Origin of the sequence: Xanthomonas maliensis, from assembly GCF_009192945.1 — a bacterium.
Lineage (GTDB): Bacteria > Pseudomonadota > Gammaproteobacteria > Xanthomonadales > Xanthomonadaceae > Xanthomonas > Xanthomonas maliensis.
This window is the reverse complement of sequence record NZ_NSET01000073.1, coordinates 1-2,472: the sequence shown is the minus strand read 5'-3', so window position 1 is coordinate 2,472 and position 2,472 is coordinate 1. Positions and strand designations below refer to the sequence as shown.

Below are 2,472 nucleotides of genomic sequence, written 5' to 3'. Positions count from 1 at the left end.
CGTTCGTTCGCGACCAAGCGGATGCCGAAGGGGTTGCAGCATCTGTTGGTCGGTGGCGATCGTTTGCGACAGGTACCAGCAGGCCTGCCGTTTGTGGTTCACAACAATTACGGTCCAACCGAGACCACGGTGGTGGCTACCAGCGGCGAGGTCATGCCCGAGGTGCTGTACCCGTCCATCGGCACGCCGCTGCCCCATCTGCGCGCCTATGTGCTGGACGGGCAGCAGCAGTTGCTGCCGCTGGGCGTGGTGGGCGAGTTGTATCTGGCAGGTGCCGGTGTGGCGCGCGGCTACCTGGGGCGCGATGCGTTGACGGCAGAGCGTTTCCTGGCCGATCCGTACCATCCCGGCGAGCGGATGTATCGCACAGGGGATCTGTGCCGGTGGTCGGCCGACGGTCGCCTGCACTATGTGGGGCGCAACGATGCCCAGGTGAAGATCCGTGGCCGACGCATCGAGCTGGGCGAAATCGAAGCGCAGCTGCAGGCCCATCCGCAGGTGCGCGAGGCGGTGGTGCTGGTACGCGAGGATGTGCCGGGCGATCAGCGCCTGGTGGCTTACCTCATTGCACAGGACCATCCGTCGGCGCCAACGGCCGAGGCCTTGCGTGCGCAGTTGCAGCTCAGCCTGGCGGACTACATGGTGCCGAGCGCTTTCGTCGTGCTGGCGAGCTGGCCGTTGACGCGCAATGGCAAGCTGGATCGCAAGGCGCTGCCCGCACCGGATGCGGACGACTACGCACACCAGCAGTATGAGGCGCCACAAGGCCCGTTGGAGCAGACGCTGGCCGAGATCTGGCAAGCCGTGCTGGGCGTGGAGAAGGTGGGGCGGCACGACAACTTCTTCCAGCTGGGCGGGCACTCGTTGCTGGCGGTGACACTGGTCGAGCGCATGCGGCGGCAAGGGCTTGGTGCCGATGTGCGGGTGCTGTTCGGGCAGCCGACGCTGGCAGCGCTGGCGGCGGCAGTGGGGGCCGAGCAGGTCATTGACGTGCCCGCCAATCGGATCCCGCCGGGCTGTCAGCACATCACCCCGGCGCTGCTGCCGCTGGTGGACTTGTCGCAGGACGCGATCGACCAGATCGTGGCCGGCGTGCCTGGCGGCGCTGCCAACGTGCAGGACATCTATCCGCTGGCGCCCTTGCAAGAGGGTGTGTTGTACCACCACTTGGCCGCCCGACAAGGCGATCCGTATCTGCTGCATTCGCAGTTCGGATTTGCCGATCGGTCCAGACTGCAGGCGTTCGTCGCTGCATTGCAAGTCGTGATCGATCGTCACGATATCCTGCGCACGGCCGTGTTCTGGGAGGGGCTCGATCAACCGGTGCAGGTCGTGGTTCGCCGCGCGCAGTTGACGGTCGAGGACGTGGTGCTGGATCCGGCGCAGGGCGACATCTTGCAGCAGTTGCGCTCACGCTTCGATCCGCGTCACTACCGCCTGCAATTGGGCAACGCGCCGCTGCTACGTCTGGTGGTCGCCGAAGATCCCAGTCGGCAGCGACTGGTTGGAACCCTGCTGTTCCACCACATCGTGCTCGATCATATGGCGCTGGAGGTCGTCGGACAGGAAATGCAGGCGGTATTGTCCGGCGCGGTCGATACGCTGCCTGCAGCCACGCCATATCGCAATTATGTCGCCCAGGTCTGCCTGGGGGGCGCGCAGGCGGCGCATACCGCGTTCTTTACCCGGATGCTCGGCGATGTCGACGAACCGACCTTGCCGTTTGGTCTGCAGGACGTGCAGGGCGATGGCGCCGGGATCGAGCAGGCGGAGTTGCGCTTGGACACCGCGTTGAGCACGCGCTTGCGGGCACAGGCCAGGAAGGCCGGGATCAGCGTGGCCAGTCTGCATCACCTCGCTTACGCGCGTGTGCTGAGCGTGCTGTCAGGGCGCGACGATGTGGTGTTCGGCACGGTGTTGATGGGGCGCATGCAGGGCGGGGAGGGGGCCGACCGCGCCCTGGGCATGTTCATCAATACCTTGCCGCTGCGCGCGAACCTGCTGGGGGTGGACGTTCGCACAGCGGTCGCACAGATGCATGCGCACCTGAGCGAATTGCTGGTGCATGAGCACGCCTCGCTGGCCACCGCGCAGCGCTGCAGCCGCATCGAAGCACCGGCGCCGTTGTTCAGCGCACTGTTGAACTACCGCCACAGTCCGGCCAACGATGACCTGGTTCCTGACATGTCGTTGCAAGGGATCGAGATGCTGTCCGGCGATGAGCGCAGCAATTATCCGCTGACCTTGAGTGTGGATGATCTGGGCGAGGCGTTCCTGCTGAAAGCGCAGGTGGCATCCGTGGCAGGCGCCGAGCGCCTGTGCATGTCTATGCAATCGGTGCTCACACAGCTGGTCGATGCACTCGACCATGCGGGCGATCAGCCGGTCGCGCAACTACGCGTGCTGCCGGACAGCGAGCGTCAGCACTTGCTGAGCTTCAATCCCGCCCAGACGCCGACCGTGCCGCAGCTC

Annotated in this window: 1 protein-coding gene; it reads left to right on the top strand. The window is 65.6% G+C overall.

The window, feature by feature from the left end:
- Nucleotides 1–21: 21 nt before the first annotated feature.
- On the top strand, nt 22–2,472 hold a 2,451-nt coding region (locus CKY51_RS20315; RefSeq protein ID WP_280524719.1), incomplete at its 3' end, for a condensation domain-containing protein.